This is a genomic window from Nocardioides flavus (ex Wang et al. 2016), assembly GCF_014653115.1.
Taxonomy (GTDB): Bacteria; Actinomycetota; Actinomycetes; order Propionibacteriales; family Nocardioidaceae; genus Nocardioides; species Nocardioides flavus.
The window spans coordinates 36,402-50,964 of the sequence record NZ_BNAD01000019.1 but is presented as its reverse complement, the minus strand read 5'-3'; the positions used below and the strand labels follow the sequence as shown (position 1 = coordinate 50,964).

The 14,563-nt window shown below is 68.6% G+C and carries 16 protein-coding genes and 1 pseudogene; 7 read left to right on the top strand and 10 right to left on the bottom strand.

All coding sequences use genetic code 11. From position 1 onward, the window contains the following. The first annotated feature begins 249 nt into the window (after positions 1-249). The gene (locus IE200_RS19140) at positions 250-1,131 is read left to right on the top strand and encodes a potassium channel family protein (RefSeq protein ID WP_191281081.1); all 882 of its coding nucleotides are present in this window, start codon (positions 250-252) and stop codon (positions 1,129-1,131) included. A 58-nt stretch (positions 1,132-1,189) separates the two neighbouring features. Here IE200_RS19140 and IE200_RS19135 read toward each other — a convergent pair whose 3' ends face one another. The 7 genes from IE200_RS19135 to IE200_RS20945 are packed head-to-tail and all read right to left on the bottom strand — an operon-like array spanning position 1,190 to position 8,555. Continuing rightward, positions 1,190-2,608, bottom strand: a complete 1,419-nt coding sequence (locus IE200_RS19135) for an NADH-quinone oxidoreductase subunit N (RefSeq protein WP_229856840.1) — start codon at positions 2,606-2,608, stop codon at positions 1,190-1,192. Between the two features lie 4 nt (positions 2,609-2,612). Next, the gene (locus IE200_RS19130) at positions 2,613-4,103 is read right to left on the bottom strand and encodes a complex I subunit 4 family protein (protein ID WP_191281080.1); all 1,491 of its coding nucleotides are present in this window, start codon (positions 4,101-4,103) and stop codon (positions 2,613-2,615) included. A 2-nt stretch (positions 4,104-4,105) separates the two neighbouring features. Next, the gene (locus IE200_RS19125; protein ID WP_191281079.1) at positions 4,106-6,031 is read right to left on the bottom strand and encodes a proton-conducting transporter transmembrane domain-containing protein; all 1,926 of its coding nucleotides are present in this window, start codon (positions 6,029-6,031) and stop codon (positions 4,106-4,108) included. Positions 6,032-6,039: 8 nt separating this feature from the next. Next, positions 6,040-6,342 carry an NADH-quinone oxidoreductase subunit NuoK gene (locus tag IE200_RS19120; protein WP_191281078.1) on the bottom strand — a complete coding sequence of 101 codons (303 nt, stop codon included), beginning with the start codon at positions 6,340-6,342 and terminating at the stop codon, positions 6,040-6,042. Continuing rightward, positions 6,339-6,902: an NADH-quinone oxidoreductase subunit J gene (locus IE200_RS19115; RefSeq protein WP_191281077.1), complete on the bottom strand. Its 564-nt coding sequence runs from the start codon at positions 6,900-6,902 to the stop codon at positions 6,339-6,341. The genes IE200_RS19120 and IE200_RS19115 overlap by 4 nt, the downstream gene beginning before the upstream one ends. 2 nt (positions 6,903-6,904) lie before the next feature. Then, positions 6,905-7,870, bottom strand: a complete 966-nt coding sequence (locus tag IE200_RS19110) for a complex I subunit 1 family protein (protein ID WP_207084838.1) — start codon at positions 7,868-7,870, stop codon at positions 6,905-6,907. Further along, on the bottom strand, positions 7,863-8,555 hold the full coding sequence (locus tag IE200_RS20945; protein ID WP_229856838.1) for a hypothetical protein: 693 nt from the start codon (positions 8,553-8,555) through the stop codon (positions 7,863-7,865). Before IE200_RS20945 ends, IE200_RS19110 begins: the two co-directional genes overlap by 8 nt. Positions 8,556-8,561: 6 nt before the next feature. Between IE200_RS20945 and IE200_RS20940 the strand changes: the two genes are divergently transcribed. Further along, positions 8,562-8,747, top strand: coding sequence for a hypothetical protein (locus IE200_RS20940; protein WP_229856836.1), 186 nt, complete (start codon positions 8,562-8,564; stop codon positions 8,745-8,747). A 60-nt stretch (positions 8,748-8,807) separates the two neighbouring features. Continuing rightward, positions 8,808-9,074 carry a hypothetical protein gene (locus IE200_RS20935; RefSeq protein WP_229856834.1) on the top strand — a complete coding sequence of 89 codons (267 nt, stop codon included), beginning with the start codon at positions 8,808-8,810 and terminating at the stop codon, positions 9,072-9,074. A gap of 125 nt (positions 9,075-9,199) precedes the next feature. Here the strand turns inward: IE200_RS20935 and IE200_RS19100 are convergent, their stop codons facing one another. Continuing rightward, a complete protein-coding gene (locus IE200_RS19100) occupies positions 9,200-9,544 on the bottom strand; it encodes an NADH-quinone oxidoreductase subunit A (protein WP_191281075.1) in 345 nt (114 codons plus the stop codon). Between the two features lie 58 nt (positions 9,545-9,602). Continuing rightward, the gene (locus tag IE200_RS19095) at positions 9,603-10,067 is read right to left on the bottom strand and encodes a DUF305 domain-containing protein (RefSeq protein ID WP_191281085.1); all 465 of its coding nucleotides are present in this window, start codon (positions 10,065-10,067) and stop codon (positions 9,603-9,605) included. A gap of 463 nt (positions 10,068-10,530) precedes the next feature. On the opposite strand from IE200_RS19095, the pseudogene IE200_RS19090 reads away from it, so the two are divergent. From IE200_RS19090 to IE200_RS19075, 4 genes and pseudogenes are all read left to right on the top strand, one after another. After that, positions 10,531-11,553 (top strand): annotated as a pseudogene (locus tag IE200_RS19090) (IS481 family transposase). A 420-nt stretch (positions 11,554-11,973) separates the two neighbouring features. After that, the gene (locus IE200_RS19085; RefSeq protein WP_191281074.1) at positions 11,974-12,441 is read left to right on the top strand and encodes a DUF6153 family protein; all 468 of its coding nucleotides are present in this window, start codon (positions 11,974-11,976) and stop codon (positions 12,439-12,441) included. Positions 12,442-12,527: 86 nt separating this feature from the next. Next, the gene (locus IE200_RS19080; RefSeq protein WP_191281073.1) at positions 12,528-13,094 is read left to right on the top strand and encodes a DUF305 domain-containing protein; all 567 of its coding nucleotides are present in this window, start codon (positions 12,528-12,530) and stop codon (positions 13,092-13,094) included. Between the two features lie 73 nt (positions 13,095-13,167). Beyond that, positions 13,168-14,007, top strand: coding sequence for a F510_1955 family glycosylhydrolase (locus IE200_RS19075; RefSeq protein ID WP_191281072.1), 840 nt, complete (start codon positions 13,168-13,170; stop codon positions 14,005-14,007). A gap of 110 nt (positions 14,008-14,117) precedes the next feature. On the opposite strand, the gene IE200_RS19070 is transcribed toward IE200_RS19075, so the two are convergent. Beyond that, positions 14,118-14,504, bottom strand: a complete 387-nt coding sequence (locus IE200_RS19070) for a DUF2269 domain-containing protein (protein ID WP_229856832.1) — start codon at positions 14,502-14,504, stop codon at positions 14,118-14,120. Positions 14,505-14,563 lie beyond the last annotated feature (59 nt).

Below are 14,563 nucleotides of genomic sequence, written 5' to 3'. Positions count from 1 at the left end.
CGTGATGGTCCTCGAGGATTCGGTAGAAGGTTGACTCGAAGGATCACGCGGTGGCCGCGCCTGCGTCCGACGTACACGCCGGGGACGACCTCGACGACCGCGCTACACCACTATCGGGGACTCAACTTCGGGCACCGACGCGGACACGGTGACTGCGGCGTCACGCACGGTGAAGTCGGACCGATCGTGGCCGGCGTCCCACTACACCGCCGATCCGAGCCCCCCGCCGTTGGCACTAAAGTCGCCCGGATGGGATGGATCATTAGCTCGGCAGGCCTCCTCGTTGTCTTGGTGGCGCTGTGGGACATATTCCACACGCTGTGGCACCCGGGCGGATTCGGCCGCATCGCTCATTCGGTGTTCCAGGTCGTCTGGGGGGCCACCAAGCGTGTGCTGCCCAGTCACACGCGGCATCTCGCCGGGCCGTTCGGAATCCTCGGAACCGTCATGTTGTGGACTGGCTTGGTGGTCGTCGGTTGGACGCTGGTGTATCTGCCTCACATGCAGCAGGGTTTCTACTTCGGGTCTGCATTGCGGCCCGAGGAGTCGTCCGATGTCTTGGCTGCGCTATATCTGTCCTTGGTCACCGTCGCCACGCTCGGCTTCGGCGACATCACCCCCGCCGACCCCGCCCTGCGACTGCTGACACCGTTCGAGGCGCTGCTCGGGTTCGTCCTCTTGACCGCCGCCATCTCCTGGATCCTGCAGGTGTATCCCGCTCTGGGTAGGCGGCGGTCCATTGCGAAGCGTCTGGACATTCTGCAGTCAAGCCACTCCACGGACGTCGTAGCAGGTGGAGAACCGTCCATCGTCAGCCGCATGCTCGACGCCGTGACTGAAGGCGTGATCCAAGCCGAGACGGACCTCATGCAGTACGCCGAGTCCTACTACTTCGTGGAGGAAGAGGAAGAACTGTCGCTGGCGGCAACCCTCCCCTACGCCTTGGAACTCGCGGACGCCGGAAAGAGGTCACCTTCACAAGAGGTACGCCTGTCGGCGGCCATGCTCGCGGCAGCCGTCGACAGCCTCGCCTTGCGTCTGGACCATGCCTACCTCAAGACCGGGTCCGCGGCACCGGATGTGCTTGCGTCGTACAGCGCCGACCACGGATTCGTTCCCCACGCAGGATGACCAGGGCCAGGCTGACGCTCCGGCGCGTGGCAGCTGGTTCTCCATCTGCGGATGCCGGTCAGACCGAGAAGACACTCCAGAGGGCGCCGGCTCCGATGCCGAGCGCAAGGCTTAGACCGGCGGTCACCACCGCCGTCGTCGGCGACCAGGTAGCAGCGACGAACGCCCCTGGCGGGGTTGGCGCGGGTGGCTCCACTCGGCCGTAGACGGGTGCGATCCACCGGAGGTAGTAGAAGAGGCTGATCACGGTGTTGACGAAAACCAGCACGGCCAGCCAGGCAAGTCCGCCGTCCCAGGCGGCGGCGGTGGTGGTGAGCTTGCCAGCGAAGACCACGGTCGGCGGGGTGCCGACGAGGCCGAGCAGCGCCACCACGAGGGATGCGCCCAGCCACGGCCGGGCTCGGCCCATGCCGCGGTAGGAGTCGAGGTCGCGCCGGTCAGGGAAGGTGGTCGTCACCGCGAAAGCCGCGAGGTTCGTGACGGTGTAGCCGGCGAGGTAGAGCAGCAGGGAGGGCAGGGCTAGGTCGCTGCGCCCGGCGACGGCGACCGGCACGAGGAGGTAGCCGACCTGGCTGACCGTGGACCAGCCGAGCAGGCGCCGGGGGTCGGTTTGCCAGTAGGCGGCAAGGTTGCCGAGCGTCATGCTGGCGACCGCGAGGACGGCGACCAGCAGCGGCCAGGCGAGGGTGTCGGGGAGCATGGCGATGAGCCTGTAGGCGGCGAGCATCGCGCCGATCTTGGGCACGGTGGTGAGGAAGGCCGCGACCGCCCCGCCCGCACCCTCGGCGGCATCGGGGACCCAGAAGTGCCCCGGGACACCGCCGGCCTTGAACATCAAGCCACCCAGCACCGCCACGACGCCCGCCGCGACCACGCCCTGCGGCGCCTCAGCAAGTCGGTCGGTGAGGTCTGCGTACGACGTGGTCGCGGAGACTCCGTAGAGCAGCGTGACCCCGAGCAGCAGGAGGATGCCGAACAGGGCACCGAGCAGGTAGGTCTTCATGGCCGCCTCGGCCCCGCGGGGGGTGCGCGCGATGCCGATCAGGCCGTAGAGCGGGATGCTCGCGAGCAGGAACCCGACCACTACGACGAGCAGGTCGTCGGCGCCGGCGAGGACGAGCGTGCCGGTGGTCGAGAACAGCAGCAGTGCGTAGGTCTCGCTCTCCCGTGGCGAGCCGGCGATCTCGTCGGAGGCCAGCGCGAGGACGATCAGCGTGCCGAGGGCGGCGACGATCCGCGCCACCCCGGTGGCGGTGTCGACGGTGAAGGTGCCCTCCATCGCCGGCTGGGCCGGGCCGGGGAGGTCGACCACGGCCAGGATGGCGGCGGCGACCAGCGCGACCGCGGCGATGACGCGGGTGACCCACTGGCGCGTCCGCGGGAGGAAGGACCCACTGACCAGGACCGCGAGCCCGCCGAGGAACAGCACGATCTCCGGCAGGAGTAGGAGCGGCCGCATGGCCATGTCGGAGCCCACGGCCCTACCTTCCGACGAGCTCGACGACGACCTCGGCCGCGGGCTCGATCACGGCGAGCAGCGGTCGGGGGAACACTCCGATGAGCAGGGAGAGCACCAGCAGCGGGCCGACCGACCAGACCTCGGCGGCGCGCAGGTCGGTGAAGCCGACCGAGCGGCCGCGGGTCTCGCCGGTGAAGATCCGCTGCAGCGCGCGGAGGAAAAGCGCCGCGGTGAGGAGGATGCCCACGAGCGCGATGGCCGTGACGGGGGCGGCGGCGATGCTGCCGGTGAAGATCTGGAACTCCGCGATGAAGCCGGACAGCCCAGGAAGGCCCAGGGAGGCGAATGCGCCGACGGCGAAGAACGCGGCGAGCCGGGGCGCGGGTCCGGCCAGGCCGCCGTAGGAGTCCATGTCATAGGTCGCTGCCCGGTCCTGGAGAACCCCGGCGAGGAGGAACAGCGCACCGGTGATCAGGCCGTGGCTGACCATCTGCGTGACGGCACCGGTGACCGCGACGGACCGGGCCTGCGCGGTGTCGTCGGCTACGAGCCCCGCGGCGCCGACGGCGAGGACGATGTAGCCCATGTGGTTCACCGACGTGTAGGCGACCATCCGCTTGAAGTTCGTCTGGGCCAGCGCCACCAGCGCGCCGTACACGACAGAGACGATGCCGACGACGATGATCACCCACGCCCAGTCCCGCCACGCCTCGGGCAGCATCGGCATCGCGATCCGCACGAACCCGTAGGTGCCCATCTTCAGCAGCACGCCCGCCAGGACCGCCGAGCCGATCGCCGGCGCGTCCGTGTGGGCCGGCGGCAGCCAGGTGTGGAACGGCACGGTCGGTGTCTTCACCGCCAGCCCGATCAGGATCGCGGCCAGCACCAGCCCACCGGCCAGCGACGACCCGGCGAGCGGGGTCTGCTCGGCCAGCTCGACCATGTCGAAGGTGTGCGGGTCGGCGGCGATGTAGAGGCCGATGAACCCGACGAGCAGGGCCAGGGAGCCCAGAAACGTGTAGAGGAAGAACTTCATCGCCGACCGGGCGGCGTTGCCGTGTCCCCAGCCGGCGATCACGAAGTACATGCCGACGATCGAGAGGTCGAAGAAGACGAAGAAGAGGATCAGGTCGGCGGCGACGAACAGGCCCATGCTGACGCTCTGCAGGAAGAGGAACAGCGCAGCCTGGAGACGCGGGCGGTCGGTCTCGCGCAGCGCGAAGATCGCGCAGGCCAGGAAGATCACCGCGGTCATCGCGATCAGCGGCAGGGACAGCCCGTCGACGCCGAGGTGGTAGCTGCTGTTCACGCCGGGGATCCACTCGGCCTGCTCCTCGAAGGCGAGTCGTCCGGCCGTGGGCGTCTCGTAGCGCAGCCACGCCGCGACCACGAGGGCGAGGTCGGCGGCTGCGACCGCGACCCAGGTCCACCGTGCGGCCGCGGCGCCGAGCCGCGGAAGCGCGAGCAGGGCCAGAGCGGCAGCCAGGGGCAGGAAGACGATCAGACTGAGCACGTTCACCTCACCGTGACAAGGAGCAGGACGCCGATCGCGAGCACCGCGACGGCCTGGATGTAGTAGTGGTGCAGCTGGCCGGTCTGCGGACGACGTGCGAGCCGGCCAAGGCGGCGCAGCTGCGCAGCGAGCCCCTCGACCGCCCCATCGAACCACCGGTCGTCGTTTCGTGCCGCACCAGCCGCGGCCCACAAGGACGCCCGGGACGTTGCCTCGACCGCACCGTCCAGCACCCGGTCGTCGAAGGTCGCTGCCCGACGCGCCAGACCGAGCGCGGCCGCGGCGGACCCGGCCACGCCACGGTCCAGGACGCGGTCGTCGAAGCGCGCCAGCGCCTCTGCCAGCGCGAGGGTCGGGCGTACGACGAGGGCCTGTGTTGCGCGCTCGAGGCCCAGCCAGGACAGGGCCCAGCCCGGCTCCGGCACCGGACGCCACCACACGAGCGCCAGCACCCCCAGTGCGATCACGACCGACGCGGCCATCTCCAGGGGCGTCGGGTGGAGCGGCTCCTCGCCGAGTGCACGGGCGATCGTGTCGCCGAACGGCGGCAGCGCGAGCACTCCGAGGACCACTGCGCCGAGCGCGAGGGCGACCAGCGGCGCCTGCTCCAGCATGCCGACGTGGCGGGTGCCCGGCTCCTCCTTGTCGAGATGCGCCTCGACCTCGGCATGCTCCCGCTCGGGCAGCTGTCGCCACAGGATCACCAGGATTTTGCCGGCGTAGGCCGCCGACAGCGCGGCCGCGGCGAGGCCGATGGCGTAGAGCCACGGTGACTCCGCCAGCGCCGCGGCGAGGACCGCGTCCTTGGTCGCCCACAGTGCCAGCGGGGCTACGCCCGCGAGGGACAGCGCTCCGGCGGTGGCGGCCCAGCCGACCAGTCGCCACCTCCGAGCTACGCCGCGCAGGCCGGAGAGCTGCTTGGTGCCGAGCGCGGTGAGCCAGGCCCCGGCGGCGAGGAAGAGCAGCGCCTTGGTCGAGGCGTGTGCGACGAGGTGTGCCGCTCCCCCGCTCACCGAGGCCAGCCCGGCGCCCATGACCACGAACCCGAGCTGGGCGGAGGTGGAGGCGGCGAGGAGTTGCTTGAGGTCCTGCTGCGCCACGGCGACGGCGCCGAGCAGCAGCGCGGTGAGCGCGCCCACCCACGCAGCAGCCGGCGCAGCCCAGCCCGTCGAGGCCAACAGCGGCTCGGTGCGCAGCAGCAGGTAGCCACCCATCGCGACCATCGCCGCGGAGTGCAACAGCGCACTGACCGGGCTCGGACCCTCCATCGCGCGCGAGAGCCAGAACGAGAACGGCAGCTGGGCCGCCTTGCCGAGCGCTGCGACCAGGACACCCGCCGCGACCACGTGGCGCCACCCCTCGCTGCTCACCGGCAGGTCGCCCAGCGCCAGGCCGGCTCCACCGGCCAGCGCCGCACCGGCCGCGACGTACAGCCCGACGTCCGCCGTGCGCGTGGTCACGAACGCCGTGATGCCCGCGGACACTCGGTGGTCATCGCGCCACCAGAACCCGATCAGCGCGAAAGACGTCGCGCCCATCACCTCCCAGGCGAACAGCAGCGCGGGCAGCGTCTCGGCAGTCGCCGTCAGGAGCGCGGCGGAGGCAAAGAGCAGCATCAGCCCGTGGAACCGGGCCTGTGACTCCCGGATCTCGCCAGCCGAGAACACCAACACGAGCAGGGTCACGACCGCCACCGTCGGTGCGACCAAGGCCGACAGCGCATCCACCCCGAGGGCGAGATCGCTGCCGGCCATGAACGGAACCGACACCCTCGGCCGTTCGAGGGCGACCACCACCGACAGTGCGGCTGTGGTGAAGGCCGTGGCCAGCGACACGGCAGCCGCCGCCCGCTCGAGCCGTGAGAGGGCGAGCCCTCCGCCCACCACGGCGGGCAGCAGAACGAGCAGCCAGAGAGCGCTCTCGGACATGGGCCCGGTCACCCCGACAGGTCCGTGGCCATGTCGGTAATGTCGGCACCACGCTCACGATGCAGCAACGTGGCGACCGCGAAGCCCATCGCCATCTCCACGGTCATCGCGGCGATGATCACCATGAGGAGGACCTGCCCGGTCGGGTCGGGCGCAAGGAACCACCAGACGCCGGCAGCGGCGAGGATGACAGCGTTGATCATGAGCTCCAAACCCATCATCACCATCACCACCACCTGCTGAGAGATCGCGCCGTACAGCCCGACGCTGAAGATCGCCGCGGCGATGAGAAGGGTCGCCTCCAAGGTCATCGACCGACACCTCCCGGCTGAGGATCGTCTGCCGGACGCTGCTTCAGGTCATCGCCCAACCGGTCGTAGCGCGTGCGGTGCGCGGCCAGCACGACGCCAGCCACGATCGTGGCCACCATCACCGGACTGATCACCGCCATCACCAGCATCTTCGGACCCATCAACGACTCCCCCAACGCCATCGTGACGTCCGACGGTGGGCTGCCCCGGCGGGCAGGCCAGTCCACCATCAGGATGCCTGTCGCGAGCACCAGGAACGTGGTCACTGCGACGGCGACGGCGGTCCTGTTGCCGTGCACCATGCTCATCGGCATCAGTGCCGGGTTCATCCCCATGAACATGACCATGTAGACGGCCATGATCGCCATCTCCATGACCATCATCAGGATCGTCACCACGCCGACGTAGTTCTGCTGCAGGAAGAGCACCTGCAGCCCGACCGCGACGAACGACAGGGCGAGGGCGTACGTCGCGCGCGCCATCGAGTCGACGTAGAAGACCGCAGCGCCGCCGAGCACCGCGGCGAGCCCGAACCCCCAGAAGGCGATGTCGGTGAGCACGTTCAAGACCTCCCGACAGCGATGACGGCGACGACCAGATCCTGCACCAGCACGGCCGGAAGCAGCACCACCCAGCCCACCTCCATGAACTTGTCCGGCCGGAAGACCGGCAGCCGCCGCCGCAGCCAGACCAGAACCGCGAGCAAGGCAACGGTCTTCACCAACACCCAGGCCCAGTCCGGCAGCAGCGGGCCCGCACCGCCCCCGAGGAACATCGGCACCGCGAACGCCGCGCCGGCAGCCAGCAACGCATAACGCCCCACCTCGAACACCAGCCGGTCCACGCCCGACAGCTCCGCCCGTGCGCCGCCGGCGACGTCCGTGCCGATGGCCGGGGAGAACGGTCCCCACACCGCGAAGGCGGCGACCCCGAGCAGGTAGACGAGGAACGCCACCGGCATCCAGACGGCAAACCAGAGTCCGTCCTGTGCCGCCGCGACCCTGCCGACGTTCAGGCTCTCGGCGGCGATCGCCGGAGCGACCAGGGCGAACATCAACGGAAGCTCGTAGCCCAGCCCGTGTGCCAGGAACCGGTAGCCGCCGACGAGCGAGTGCGCCGAGTTCGCGCCCCACCCGGTCAGCCACACCAGCGCCCAGACCATCACGTCCATGGCGTTGAACCACATGACGCCTACGTCGAGATCGAAGATGGTCCACTCCCCCAGCGGCACGACCGTCACCATCAGCGCCGCCGTCACCAGCAGCCCCGCCCCCCCGATGCGCCACAACAGCCCGTCGGCCTCGACGGTGGTACGACGTCGCTGCCGCATCAGCCGGGCCGCCTCACCGAACGGCCGGACCAGCCCGCCCATCGTCCCGCCCGGCCCGCCCCCCGCACGCGCGGCGAGGGCGCCGTCCAACATGGCAGCGGTTAGGGCCAACACACCGAGAATGGCCAAGCCGACGATCGCCCAGCCGGGTGCCACGGTGGTGATCGGCGAGTCCGTCATCGGCATCGGGTCAGCCATGGGACACCTCGTGCTCCGCCTGTCCGGCGAGCAGCTCGTGGATGTCGAGGCTGGCGAGGACCAGACGTGCCGTGGCCAGATCCAAACCCATGACCAGATGTGCCAAGTGGTCGGTCGAGAGTGTCCGGCCGGCGTCGTTCGTCCGAGTGCCGGTGTCACCGGCGGCGGTCGCGGCAACACCGGCGACCGCCCGGTCCAGCATCCTGATCAGCCGGTCATAGGAGTCACCGACCACGTCGGCCGGCAACCCCCGGGCGTGCGCGTCCTCGTCGCTCAGCCGCCTGACGCCCCGGAGCGACCAGCGCAACGTCCAAGAACGACGGACCCTCCGGCGCAGACGCTCGAGTTCCGACCCCGCCGCTCCGTCCCCAGGCTCCAGAGCGGTGTCGCGGATCCTTCGGGCCTCTGCCGCGGCGTCGTCCCACCCCGCCAACGCCAGGAGCGAGGCGATGTTGTCGATACCGCGCGCTGGCCCGACGACGTCGCCCTCGTGCCGGGCAGGCCCGTCGACGAGCTCGGCCTGTGCCTCGACGAGGACATCGCCCTGCAGCGAGCAGCGCAACACCAGACCGGCCGGCCAATGCGGCAGAACAGGCCCGAAACGCACCTGCAAGACGTCCATCTCGAGGCCGTCGCGGTCCTCACCGCCCTCCGCGAGCGGGATCCCTCCCGGGGACATCTCCATGTCGCCATGGCCTTCGTGGCCGCCGTGGTCCATGCCCTCGTGGCCGCCGTGGTCCATGCCCTCGTGGCCGCCGTGGTCCATGCCTTCGTGGCCACCGTGGCCCATGCCTTGGTGGCCGCCGTGGTCCATGCCTTCGTGGCCCTCGTGGCCGCCGTGGTCCATGCCCTCGTGGCCCTCGTGGCCGCCGGCTGAACCGTGGTCCATGCCCTCGTGGCCCTCGTGGCCGCCGGCTGAACCGTGGTCCGTGTCTCCATGGCCGCCATGACTTTCGGCTCCAGGTCCGGCCTGCTCGGAGAGGAGTTCGGAGGCGGTGGGTCGCTGCTGCGCGTCGCGGCGGTGGTGGTCGGTGTCGATCAGGCCGGTGTGTGCTTCGTCCAGTCGAGCACCCACTTCGTCGCCCGCGTGCACGTCCACGCGGACCCGTGGTCCTGGCATCTGGTGCCAGACGCCCTCGATCGCTTCCGCGAGCTCCGGCCCGGGTTCGCCGCACACGACGAGTACGTCGGCGTCCGCGGGTGAGTCGGCGAGACGCCATCCTCGCGCGAACAGGCTGCGCTCCGCCGCCATTCGCGTGCGCCACGAGCCCGGCACCTCGACGACCAGAGCGTGAGCGTGCCGGGAAGCGCTCCGTGCGAGCGCGTCACTCAGACCCAACGCAGTGCCCCCTCCCGCCATGCCCAGAGCACGGCGACGAACAAGGCAGCCAGGAAAAGGAACATCTCGACGACCGCGGTTACGCCGACCTGTGCGACGACGACCGCCCAGGGGTACATGAACAGCATCTCGACGTCGAAGGCGAGGAAGAGCAGCGTGGCGAGGTACCACCGCACGTGGTACCGCGACAGTGCGTGCTGCTCGGGGGCCCAGCCCGACTCGAACGGAAGTACGTCCAGCGAGTCTGGCGCTACGGCGGTGAGCCTGTGCAGCGCGTACAGCCCGAGTACGAGCACCCCAACGGCGCCCGCCATGGCGACAACCCCTGCGTACATGACTCTCCTCTCGCGTTCAGATCGTCGCCACCGGCTGGCTATGGACGGGGATCCGTGCTCAGGGGCCGGCCTCGAAGTCCGGGACGGGGCGCTGCTTGGCCTCTTCCTCGGTGGTGCCGGCACCGTTCTTCTCGATGTCCTCGATCAGCCACTTCATCTCGTCGATCTCGATGCGCTGAGCCTTGATGACCTCGTCGGCCAGCTTGCGCACACGCACGTCTTCGATCTCGGACCGCTCGCTGGTGAGGATCGCGATCGAGCGGTGCGGGATCATGCCCTTCATGTAGAACTCGTCCTGCACAAACGTCTGCGGCCGGGACAGCCACAACGCGGAGCCTCCCACGACGAGCGCGGCCACGATGATGGCGACGTTGACCTTGACGTTCTTGTACATCATCCCCCACATGAAGCCGAGCATGATGATCGCCATCACCGACCCCATGAGCATCGCCATATAGACCCGCTCCTCGCTGAACGTCAGGTGCGACCAGATGAACGCGTTGGTGTCGGTGAGCATGAACATCGTCACCGTCGACGTTGGTGATCATAGCCGCGAAGATGAGGTACATCTTGCGCTCGTGCTTCTTGTGCTGCTCGTGCTCGGAGGACTGGTTCTGATCAGACTTCTGGTCATGCTGGGACTCCTCTCATCGGGGATACGTACGTACCCCGACCGTCGGTTGCGACTCCCGTGCTTGTCGGCGGCAACCCGCGCAGGGGTTCCGCCCGCGCCTATCGGCCGGCGTCGCGTCCGGATTTCGGCGTCTGCCCGCTCGGCCTGCGCCGTCTCGATCGCGCCCTCGTGGTGCTGCCGTACCTGGTGCTAGCGGGGCTGATCGCCCAACGCTTCTGGTCCTACTAGTTGTGATGCCCAGTCACGTTGGTCGAGAACGTGTGACGACACGATCTGATGTCGTAGATGGGTGAAGGCCTCCCGATGTGGAGTGGAGCTGTCTAAGGAACCGCTTCACACCCAGGAGGCCTTCGTGTCCCACGCTACCCATGCAAACGCTGCTCTGACCCCACGCGCCCGGCTCAAGCTGGCGCGCCTGATCGTCGATCACGGCTGGAAACCGGCTCGAGCCGTGGAGCGCTACGACGTGTCGTGGCGGACCGCGAAGAAATGGGCTGACCGCTACCGGGCCGAGGGGCCACCAGGGATGGTGGACCGGTCCTCGGCGCCGCGCCAGGAGCCGAACCGGACTCCCGCGCCGGTGGTGCGGAAGATCGTCCACCTGCGGTGGAAGCAGCGGCTGGGTCCGGTCGAGATCGGCGACCGGCTCGGCATGCCGTCCTCGACGGTGCACGCGGTGCTGGTCCGCTGCCGGCTCAACCGGCTCTCTCACATCGACCGCGCCACCGGGGAGCCGATCCGCCGCTACGAGCACGAAAAGCCGGGCGACTTGATCCACGTCGACGTCAAGAAGCTCGGCCGGGTGCCCGACGGCGGCGGCTGGCGCTACGTCGGCCGCAAGCAGGGCAACCGGAACCGGGCGGCGACACCCGACCTTCCCCGCAACAGGTGGCGCAATCCGCTGACCGGGACCTGCTACCTGCTACCTGCTACCTGCTACCTGCACACCGTCATCGACGACCACTCACGTGTCGCGTACGTGGAGGCCCATGACGATGAGACCAAGGAGACCGCGACCGAGGTGCTGCGCAACGCGGTCGCGTGGTTTGCCGACCGGGGCGTGACCGTCCAGCGGGTGATCAGCGACAACGGCAGCTGCTACAAGTCGAACCTCTGGAAGCAGACCTGTAGCGACCTGGGCATCACGCCGAAGAAGACCCGGCCCTACCGACCGCAGACCAACGGCAAGAGCGAGCGCTTCCAGCGCACCCTCGCCGAGGGGTGGGCGTTCAAGAAGTTCTACAACTCCGAGTGAGCCCGACTCGCGGCTCTGCCAGCATGGGTCCACGAGTACAACCACCACCGGCCCCACTCAGCTATCGGGAAGGCCGCACCCATCACCAGGTTGAACAACCTGACTAGGCATCACAACTAGTCCACCCTGCTACGAGAGGCCGACCATGATGGGCGGCGCGCAGAACGCCACCTCGACTGGTGGATGTTGATCGCACTTCTCATCGCGTTCGCTGCTGGCCTGCTGTCCTTCTTTCACGCCGTGTGCCTTGCCGCTGGTCCCCGGTTACTGTCGTACGTCGCCGGGATGGCTGACTGAATCAGAGGTCTCTCGCGAGCTCGGCGGAGGCGCGCCAGCGCGCCGCTCCAAGTTGCGTGCTCTCACCACACTTCGCCTCTAGCGCGATCGTGCTCAGCGCGGGCCCATGGAATCGAAGAACTCCAGCCGTAGCTCGCGTGGGCCTCATCCAGCCAGACATTCTGGTCCGCGCCCACGGGGCTCTGTCGTAACACCTGAAGTGCCTTGGAACTCGTGACCAGGTGGCTGCCTAAGATGGTGCCCATGCTGGAGCTTCGAAGACCGGCCTCGGTCCGCGGCCCGAGTTACGCGCTCGCCGCGGTGGCCATCGCGCTGTTCGGCCTTCTGTCCATGCACGGCTGGGGTTCCCATACCGGCACTCACTCCATGAGAGCGATGCCCGAGAGCGCGAACGTCATGATCGCCGCGAGCGACCCCATCTGGCATGACCACTCCGGACGGGACGCCAGTGCCCCGGATATCTCCGAACAGATCGTCGCTGGTCACGTAGCGGGATGGGATTCCGGGGAGCCCGTCAGCGAGAGCGGAGTTGGGGCTTTTGGCCTCTGCCTAGCCGTGCTGGCCGGCCTGCTGTTGGGAATCGCCCTTCTGCTCGAACGTAGGGGCGTCCGCATCCCTCGCACCCTGCAGCCCACGTGGCAGTTCCCACTGTTCATCGGGCGCGACCGCGACCCGCCCGACCTCGGCATGCTGTGTGTGATCCGCTGCTGACAGGCCTCCGCCACGAGGCGCCCATCCTTTGAGCGGCTCGAGTTTCGCCTACCCAGACACCCGATCACACAGATGGAGAAACACTCATGCGCAAGTCGCTGATTACCGCCGTCCTGGCGGCGTCGTTGTTCATCCTCGCTGCCTGTGGCAACGAGGATGAGGCTGATACCGCCGGCGGGTACAACGACGCCGACGTCACATTCGCCCAGGAGATGATCCCCCACCACCAGCAGGCCATCGAGATGGCAGGACTCGCCGAGTCACGCGCGGAAAGCGAGGAGGTCAGGGAGCTCGCCGCCGACATCGAGGCAGCGCAGGGTCCTGAGATCGAGACACTGACCGGGTGGCTGGAGTCATGGGGCGAGGACGTCCCCGACGAGGGCATGTCGGGCATGGATCACGGCGACATGTCGTCCGACGACATGACTGGGATGATGACCGACGACGAGATGGCCGACCTTGAGGCGACATCCGGCGCCGAGTTCGACCAGATGTTCCTGACCATGATGATCGAGCACCACGAGGGTGCGATCGAGATGGCCCAGACCGAGCAGTCTGAGGGTGAGTTCCCCGAGGCGGTCGCCATGGCCGAGGAGATTGAAGCGACGCAGGCAGAAGAGATCCAGACAATGCAGGACCTGCTGAACTCCTGATCTCGTTCCTGGAGCCGGGCAGGGCGGAGCCAATCCGCCCGCCCGGCACCACATCTCCCCCGGAGCCGCCGTCATGAAACGACCCAACGCCGCCCTCACTGCCGTCCTCCTCGGCGCCGCTCTTCTAACGGGCGCCTGCGCTAAGGGCACCACAACGACAGCGCCCACCGCCGATGAGGACACGAGCGTCGGCCACATCCATGGTCTCGGCGTCGACCCGGCCGACGACAGCCTCTACGTCGCCACCCACTTCGGCCTCTTCCACATTGACGAGAGCGGTCGGCCGAGCCGCGTCGCCGACCGGTACCAGGACACGATGGCGTTTACCGTCGTCGGCCCCGGCCACTTCCTCGGAAGCGGGCACCCGGACCTCACTGAGGACCTGCCCGCTCATCTGGGCCTGATCGAGTCCACCGATGCCGGAGAGACCTGGACGCCGCTCGCCCTCCAAGGCGAGGCGGACTTCCACATCCTCGAGCCCGCCGGTGATGCCCTCTACGCATACGACGCCACCTCAGGCCGCCTGCTGCGAACGGAGGATCGGAAGAGCTTTGACGAGGTGTTCCAGGGCCCCCTGATCAGCGTCGCGGCCGTCGACGAGAGCGTCCCGCTGACCGCGACCAACGGCAACGGCCGACTCGTCAGCATCGACGCCGGGTCCGGCGAGACCCGTGAGCTCGGCGGACCGCCCATGATGTACCTCGACACCACTGCGGACGGGACCCTGGCCGGTATCGACCCCAACGGCGTCGTCCAGGTCAGCACCGACACCGGTCGAACCTGGCGAGAGGTCGGCTCGATCGATGGTCAACCGGCCGCGTTCACCATCAGCGACCAGGGCTGGTACGCCGCAACCGAGACGGCCGTCTTCCAGTCCAGCGATGACGGCGAAACATGGTCCCGGGTGCTGTAAAAGGGTCGCGGGAGGATGGGGAAGCCGAGCGTCGCACCAACGCGGTGGATCCGACCGCGCTAACCGGGTGCACCAGCGCGTGAGAGAGCGGCGGCTGAAGGCCGCGTTGATCAAGTGCTGGCCGCGGTCCGGCGTCCCGGCGCGTGCGCCCGCTCCGCACGCTCCTTCCGCCAGCCGTAGCGGGTCAACCCGTTGGGCTTGTAGATGTTCAGCACCAAGATGCCTATCAACAGCACGAGCCCAATGACGGCATGAGCGATATCGCTGCCCATCATCAGCAGGTGCTCGTCGTCCGCGACGCGGGCGATGTCAGCTCGGGCGCTGACGTCGGGCATGTGAAAGACCAGCACCGCGGTCAATACGATCGTGCCGACCAGCGAGATCACGACCCAGTAGTGCCGAAGCAAGCCCCACTTCGTCACCGCACCCATCACCACTCCGGTGAGCAGCGCGCCTGCCGCGAGCGGCACTACCGCGTACCAGCCCACCAGGGCCATCGCGATCCACGCCGCACGGACTACCTGGGGGTCTCCTGTCGCGGGTACAGCGAACGCCA

Coding starts and splice junctions, on each gene's coding strand:
- IE200_RS19070 (WP_229856832.1), bottom strand. CDS start 14,504: ATGGCCCTGGTGGGCTGGTACGCGGTAGTGCCGCTCGCGGCAGGCGCG.
- IE200_RS19080 (WP_191281073.1), top strand. CDS start 12,528: ATGCGCAAGTCGCTGATTACCGCCGTCCTGGCGGCGTCGTTGTTCATC.
- IE200_RS19085 (WP_191281074.1), top strand. CDS start 11,974: ATGCTGGAGCTTCGAAGACCGGCCTCGGTCCGCGGCCCGAGTTACGCG.
- IE200_RS19100 (WP_191281075.1), bottom strand. CDS start 9,544: ATGTACGCAGGGGTTGTCGCCATGGCGGGCGCCGTTGGGGTGCTCGTA.
- IE200_RS19125 (WP_191281079.1), bottom strand. CDS start 6,031: ATGTCCGAGAGCGCTCTCTGGCTGCTCGTTCTGCTGCCCGCCGTGGTG.
- IE200_RS19095 (WP_191281085.1), bottom strand. CDS start 10,067: ATGTTCATGCTCACCGACACCAACGCGTTCATCTGGTCGCACCTGACG.
- IE200_RS19140 (WP_191281081.1), top strand. CDS start 250: ATGGGATGGATCATTAGCTCGGCAGGCCTCCTCGTTGTCTTGGTGGCG.
- IE200_RS20940 (WP_229856836.1), top strand. CDS start 8,562: ATGGCCTTCGTGGCCGCCGTGGTCCATGCCCTCGTGGCCGCCGTGGTC.
- IE200_RS19120 (WP_191281078.1), bottom strand. CDS start 6,342: ATGACCTTGGAGGCGACCCTTCTCATCGCCGCGGCGATCTTCAGCGTC.
- IE200_RS20945 (WP_229856838.1), bottom strand. CDS start 8,555: ATGGAGATGTCCCCGGGAGGGATCCCGCTCGCGGAGGGCGGTGAGGAC.
- IE200_RS19110 (WP_207084838.1), bottom strand. CDS start 7,870: ATGGCTGACCCGATGCCGATGACGGACTCGCCGATCACCACCGTGGCA.
- IE200_RS19075 (WP_191281072.1), top strand. CDS start 13,168: ATGAAACGACCCAACGCCGCCCTCACTGCCGTCCTCCTCGGCGCCGCT.
- IE200_RS20935 (WP_229856834.1), top strand. CDS start 8,808: ATGGCCGCCATGACTTTCGGCTCCAGGTCCGGCCTGCTCGGAGAGGAG.